At 38.6% G+C, this 4794-nt stretch carries 5 protein-coding genes and 1 other RNA gene; all 6 read left to right on the top strand.

From position 1 onward, the window contains the following. A partial coding sequence (locus ACLNCN_RS03455; RefSeq protein WP_424844627.1) for a CapA family protein occupies positions 1-645 on the top strand: 645 nt, incomplete at its 5' end. A gap of 21 nt (positions 646-666) precedes the next feature. Next, positions 667-1494, top strand: coding sequence for an HAD family hydrolase (locus ACLNCN_RS03450; RefSeq protein WP_424844626.1), 828 nt, complete (start codon positions 667-669; stop codon positions 1492-1494). A 1-nt stretch (position 1495) separates the two neighbouring features. Continuing rightward, positions 1496-2131 carry an SGNH/GDSL hydrolase family protein gene (locus ACLNCN_RS03445; protein WP_424844625.1) on the top strand — a complete coding sequence of 212 codons (636 nt, stop codon included), beginning with the start codon at positions 1496-1498 and terminating at the stop codon, positions 2129-2131. 61 nt (positions 2132-2192) lie between these two features. Beyond that, positions 2193-2540: a transfer-messenger RNA gene (gene ssrA / locus ACLNCN_RS03440) on the top strand. Between the two features lie 99 nt (positions 2541-2639). Continuing rightward, positions 2640-3991, top strand: a protein-coding gene (locus tag ACLNCN_RS03435; RefSeq protein WP_424844624.1) for an IS3 family transposase whose coding sequence is annotated in 2 segments (ribosomal slippage) — positions 2640-3081 and positions 3081-3991 — 1353 coding nt in all. Because the reading frame shifts where the segments join, the coding sequence is not laid out codon by codon here. A 389-nt stretch (positions 3992-4380) separates the two neighbouring features. Beyond that, a partial coding sequence (locus ACLNCN_RS03430; protein ID WP_424844623.1) for an Nramp family divalent metal transporter occupies positions 4381-4794 on the top strand: 414 nt, incomplete at its 3' end.

Below are 4794 nucleotides of genomic sequence, written 5' to 3'. Positions count from 1 at the left end.
GCCTATTCTTATGGTTTTAATGGAATTGAGCAAAGTATTTCTCAAGAAGACTATAATCGCTATCTTTCAGACCTAAATGAAGACAAGATGAAGGCTGAAATTGAACGAGCAGAGAAGGAAGCGGATATCACCATTATCATGCCTCAGATGGGTGTGGAGTATCGCTTGGAACCAACTGAGGAACAAAAGGCTCTTTATCACAAGATGATCGATTGGGGAGCGGATATTATCTTTGGAGGGCACCCTCACGTAGTTGAACCATCTGAAACGGTTGAAAAAGATGGAGACAAGAAACTCATTATCTATTCAATGGGGAACTTCATTTCCAATCAACGAATTGAAACCATGCAAGATGAAGAGAATGCTAAGTGGACAGAGCGTGGCGTGCTCATGGATGTGACTATTAAGAAAAAAGCAGGTAAGACGACAATAGAAACTGCCAAAGCACATCCTTCTTGGGTAAATCGTACACCAAAAGGAACCTATTCTCCAGAAGGTTATCCACTCTTCCTTTACCAAACCTATATCTTAGAAGATTTTATCGAGGGTGGTAGTCATCGTGACCAGTTAGATGAAGCGACTAAGGAACGAATTGATACAGCCTATAAAGAAATGAACGAACATGTGGGATTGAAGTGGGATTAGCTTGAATCCAGAGGGAAGTAAATGACGATTAAAATAATTGCGACAGATATGGATGGGACCTTGCTGGATGCTAGAGGCCAGCTTGATCTTCCACGCTTGGAAAAGATTTTAGATCAGTTGGATCAAAGGGGTATTCGTTTTGTCATCGCGACGGGCAATGAAATTCATCGCATGAGGCAACTACTGGAGCACTTGGTCGATCGAGTGGTTCTGGTTGTTGCAAACGGTGCTCGTATTTTTGAAAACAATGAACTGATTCAGGCTCAGACTTGGGATGATGCCATTGTCGATAAGGCTTTGACTCGTTTCAAGGATCGAGCGTGTCAGGACCAGTTTGTTGTAACGGGGATGAAGGGTGGTTTCGTCAAAGAAGGTACGATTTTTACAGATCTTGAAAGTTTTATGACTCCAGAAATGATTGAAAAATTCTACCAACGGATGCAATTTGTGGACGAATTAACCTCTGACCTCTTTGGTGGTGTGCTCAAGATGAGTATGGTTGTTGGTGAGGAACGTTTGAGTTCGGTTTTGGAAGAAATCAATGACCTCTTTGATGGCCGTGTTCGTGCTGTATCGAGTGGCTATGGTTGCATTGATATCCTTCAAGCTGGGATTCATAAAGCATGGGGCTTGGAAGAATTACTCAGGCGTTGGGACTTGAACCCCCAACAAATCATGGCTTTTGGTGACAGTGAAAATGATGTTGAAATGCTTGAAATGGCTGGAATTGCCTATGCAATGGAAAATGCTGATGATAAGGCCAAAGCTGTGGCGACGGCTCTAGCGCCAGCCAACAGCCAAGGCGGAGTTTATCAAGTCTTGGAAAACTGGTTAGAAAAAGGAGAATGAAGTGGCAGTACAGTTATTAGAAAATTGGTTACTAAAGGAACAAGAAAAAATCCAAACCAAGTATCGTCACTTAAATCAGGTTTCTGTTGTAGAACCAGACATTCTTTTTATTGGGGATTCCATTGTCGAATATTATCCTCTGCAGGAACTATTTGGGACTTCGAAGACGATTGTCAATCGAGGCATTCGAGGGTATCAGACAGGGCTGTTACTAGAGAATCTAGATGCGCATCTTTACGGTGGAGTAGTAGATAAAATTGTCCTTTTTATTGGGACAAATGATATCGGAAAAGATGTGCCTGTGAATGAGGCTCTCAATAACCTCGAAGCTATCATACAATCCATTGCTCGCGATTATCCATTGACTGAGATTAAATTGCTTTCTATTTTGCCAGTCAATGAGGGAGAAGAGTACAAGCAGACAGTCTATATCCGCACGAATGAAAAAATTCAGAAATGGAATCAAGCCTATCAAGAGCTTGCTTCTGCCTATATGCAGGTAGAATTTGTGCCAGTTTTTGATAGTTTGACAGACCAGGCAGGTCAACTCAAAAAAGATTATACAACTGATGGGTTGCACCTTAGTGTTACTGGTTATCAGGTTTTGACCAAAGCTTTGAAAGACTATCTTGTGTAGTTAGTTGATTTCCTTTTTGCATTTTTGAGTTAGATAAGGTATAATGGTTTTATTGTCTTTTGGGGTCGTTACGGATTCGACAGGCATTATGAGGCATATTTTGCGACTCGTGTGGCGACGTAAACGCTCAGTTAAATATAACTGCAAAAAATAACACTTCTTACGCTCTAGCTGCCTAAAAACCAGCAGGCGTGACCCGATTTGGATTGCTCGTGTTCAATGACAGGTCTTATTATTAGCGAGATACGATCAAGTCTTGTCTAGCGGCTTGATAAGAGATTGATAGACTCGCGGTTTCTAGGCTTGAGTTATGTGTCGAGGGACTGTTAAACGAATACATAACCTATGGTTGTAGACAAATATGTTAGCAGATGTTTGGACGTGGGTTCGACTCCCACCGGCTCCATTGATAATTTACATTGTTTTGTAAATCTTTCTAAAACGTTGTTTTTTGAACTGCACCCCAAAAGTTAGACAGAAAAAATCTAACTTTTGGGGTGTTTTTATTATGAAATTAACTTATGATGATAAAGTTCAGATCTATGAACTTAGAAAACAAGGCTATAGCTTGGAGAAGCTTTCAAATAAATTTGGGATAAACAATTCTAATATTAGGTACATGATTAAATTGATTGATCGTTACGGAATAGAGTTCGTCAAAAAAGGGAAAAATCGTTACTATTCTCCTGATTTAAAACAAGAAATGATTCATAAAGTCTTACATGAAGGCTGGACTAAAGATAGTGTTTCTCTTGAATACGGCCTCCCAAGTCGTACGATACTTCTTAATTGGCTAGCACAATACAGGAAAAACGGGTATACTATTGTTGAGAAAACAAGAGGGAGAGTACCTAAAATGGGACGTAAACGGAAGAAAACTTGGAAGGAAATGACAGAACTAGAGCGACTCCAAGAGGAGAATGAACGCTTACGTACCGAGGTTGCTTACTTAAAAAAGTTAAAAGAGCTGGAAGACAGGGACGAAGCCATACAGCAAGAAAGGCAGAGACAATTAGAGAAATGGCTTCAGGAGGATTTCGACTAGATTTACTTCTTGAAGCGGCTCGTTTACCTCGCTCAACTTACTACTATCAGTTGAAGAAACTAGATGGACTTGACAAAGATAAAGAGCTTAAAACCGAAATTCATGCCATTTATAATGACCATAAAGGAAATTATGGCTATCGGAGAGTTACTCTTGAACTAAGAAATCGTGGTTTTGTAGTGAATCATAAGAAAGTTCAACGTCTGATGAAGCTCCTTGGTTTAATAGCTCGAATTCGTCGGAGACGAAAGTATTCTTCCTACCAAGGAGAGATTGGCAAGAAAGCAGAGAATCTCATTCAACGCCAGTTTGAAGCATCGAGACCAATGGAAAAGTGCTACACAGATGTGACAGAATTTGCCATTCCAAATAGCACGCAGAAATTGTATTTATCGCCTGTTTTAGATGGCTTTAACAGCGAAATTATTGCTTTTAATCTTTCTTGTTCTCCTAATTTAGAACAAGTAAAAACGATGTTGGAACAGGCCTTCACAGAGAAACACTACGAGAATACTGTTCTTCATAGTGACCAAGGATGGCAATACCAACACGATTCGTATCATCGGTTCCTAGAGGGTAAGGGAATTAAAGCATCTATGTCGCGTAAGGGCAATAGCCCAGATAATGGTATGATGGAGTCCTTCTTTGGCATTTTAAAATCCGAAATGTTTTATGGTTATGAGAAGTCGTTTCAGTCGCTTAAGCAATTGGAACAAGCCATTGTAGACTATATTGATTACTACAACAATAAACGAATTAAGGTAAAACTAAAAGGACTTAGCCCTGTACAATACAGAACTAAATCCTTTGGATAAATTAATTATCTAACTTTTTGGGGTCAGTACATTTTACAACGTTTTTTATTTTATTCTTTGGTATTCTTTTGCAAAAAAAGAATACAACATTTTGTTGTATCCTAAATATTAAATCAAGTCCTGAATTTTCTTAAGCTTTTATCATATTTTCTGTTATAATTAAGGTGCCTTAAGAAAAATAATGAAAAAACTAAATGTTTTTCATATAGTTTTCATTTTTGTGTTATAATTAAGGTGCCTTAAGAAAAATATTAAGGTGCCTTAAGAAAAATAATGAAAAAACTAAATGTTTTTCATATAGTTTTCATTGTTTTAATAGTTTAAAGTCAATCTTATTTTTCTCTAATAGAAAATAATGAAAAAGTAGGTTTAGAAAGAGGTAAGTATCTATGTCTTCTCATAAAAAAGTGTCACTCTCTGAGATTAATCAATCTATCGATACTCCAAATAACAATCATTTCTGGCAAAATTTAAATGCCTTTTTAGGTCCGGGTGCTCTTGTCGCAGTTGGTTATATGGATCCAGGAAACTGGATTACCAGTGTAGTCGGTGGTGCTTCCTATAAGTATAGTCTCTTGTTTGTTATCTTGATTTCATCTCTCATTGCCATGCAACTTCAGCAGATGGCAGGAAAGCTTGGTATTGTAACCCAGATGGACCTGGCTCAAGCAACGGCTCATCATTCACCTAAATGGCTTCGTTATAGTCTATGGGTGATTTTAGAATTAGCCTTGATGGCGACAGATCTGGCAGAAGTTCTAGGTTCAGCGATTGCTCTCAATCTTCTCTTTAAGATTCCGATT

This window comes from Streptococcus sp. CL8.13 (genome assembly GCF_049737895.1).
This window is presented reverse-complemented; position numbering and strand designations above follow the sequence as displayed.

Excerpts from the sequence above, each read along its gene's own strand:
- ACLNCN_RS03450 (WP_424844626.1), top strand. The coding sequence starts at position 667 with ATGACGATTAAAATAATTGCGACAGATATGGATGGGACCTTGCTGGAT.